Below are 1668 nucleotides of genomic sequence, written 5' to 3'. Positions count from 1 at the left end.
GCTATGCTGAGTACTTTCTCACATGAATTTTTTCATGCCTGGAATGTAGAACGCATCCGTCCGAAAACCCTTGAGCCTTTTAATTTCTCTTACGCTAATATGAGCAGCGAGCTTTGGTTCGCTGAAGGTTTTACTCAGTATTACGGCGACTTGATACTTAAACGTGCAGGCTTCAGAACAGATAAGCAATACCATGGGATTGTGTCGGGCATACTTAATGGTATTTTGAATTCACCGGGTGCTGCGTCCTTTTCTCCAACCCATATGAGTCGGTACGCGGTTTTTGTAGATGCCGGCGTATCAGTTGATAAGAACAATTACGCCAATAATTTTGCTTCATATTACACCTATGGTGCTTTTGTGGCTCTGGGTCTTGATCTTCGTTTACGATCCGAATACAACTTAACATTGGACGATTACATGAAGGCAGTCTGGACGGCTCATGGAAAAAGCGAAATTCCTTACACCATCCTTGATTTGCAAAATGTTCTTGGCCAACTGACAAATACATCATTTGCACAGGATTTCTTTAAGAAGTATGTGGAAGGGATCGAGAAGAACGAATATGGTAAACTGCTGGCAAATGCCGGACTCGAACTGCGTAAAGCATCTCCCGGTAAAGCAAGCATGGGCCCGGTCCGTTTGACATTGATTCCAGGTTCCCGAAAAAACAGAGTGGCCAGTCCAACAGTAAGAGGCTCAGCTGCCTACGAAGCAGGGATTGACGTGGGTGATTATATCCTAAAAATTGGAGATACTAATTTAACGGGAGCTGTGAATCTTGAGGAGATTCTTTCCAAATACAAGCCCGGGCAAGTTGTTACGGTAACTTTCGAACACAAGGGCGCAGTAAAAACATCGAGTTTGAGATTTCAGGAAGACAATACATTGACAGTCGTTCCTTTTGAAAACCCCACTCCGCAACAAACCCAATTCAGAAACAACTGGTTATCATCCAAAATAAAATAATGAAGATCAACAAAATACACGCTGGCGTGGCCGCACTTTTAATCCTGAATTCATGTTCAGTTCAAAAGCCTGAACAGTTTGTTCAGCAAAACGAAATAACACGGGTTATTAAAACACTTTCTGCTGATGATATGCAAGGAAGGGGCACTTTTACCCAGGGCATCGACAAAGCAGCGAGTTTCATTGAAGCGGAATTCAGAAAGATTGGCTTAAAACCACTTGCTGGCGAAAATGACTATAGACAGGAATTCAGCGTCACCAGAATATCACCAGCAATTGCAAACGTAACTGTAGATGGGCAAATCATTGATCCTGCAAATGTTATTGTGGTGTCGGATAAGGCCATCTTGGAGATGAGCAATATCTCAGGGGCCGCGATCCAAAAAATTGGTGCGGGCGAACAGTTTGGCCAGAAATATCGTGCGGCGCTAACTTCAAAAACCCCGGTGATTGTAGTTGTGGATCCATCTCATGCAGCAATCTTCAAACGATTACAGGATAATTCCAAAAGAGGCCGCATTGTTGAAAAACCCGGTGAGAGTGCTGGTGTGGTTTTCGTTCTTGGGTCAATCGAAGCAAACACGTTTAATGTAAAAGCGAACAATAAGATCGAAATACTTCCATTATTCAATGTGGCAGGAATGATTCCAGGAAAATCAAAAGAAAAAGAACTCGTTTTGTTCTCCGCACATTATGACC

Annotated in this window: 1 protein-coding gene and 1 pseudogene; both read left to right on the top strand. The window is 43.0% G+C overall.

Annotation, left to right across the window (positions count from 1 at the left end; genetic code table 11):
- Positions 1-969: PDZ domain-containing protein (locus tag WBJ10_RS12715; RefSeq protein ID WP_424290861.1), on the top strand; the 969-nt coding region annotated here is incomplete at its 5' end.
- Positions 969-1668, top strand: a pseudogene (locus WBJ10_RS12710) (peptidase M28); the annotation flags it as partial. The gene WBJ10_RS12715 and the pseudogene WBJ10_RS12710, both read left to right, overlap by 1 nt.

Source organism: Daejeonella sp. (assembly GCF_049655485.1).
GTDB lineage: Bacteria > Bacteroidota > Bacteroidia > Sphingobacteriales > Sphingobacteriaceae > Daejeonella.
Note: the sequence above shows the minus strand (reverse complement) of the source record. Positions and strands in the feature narration are given on the sequence as shown.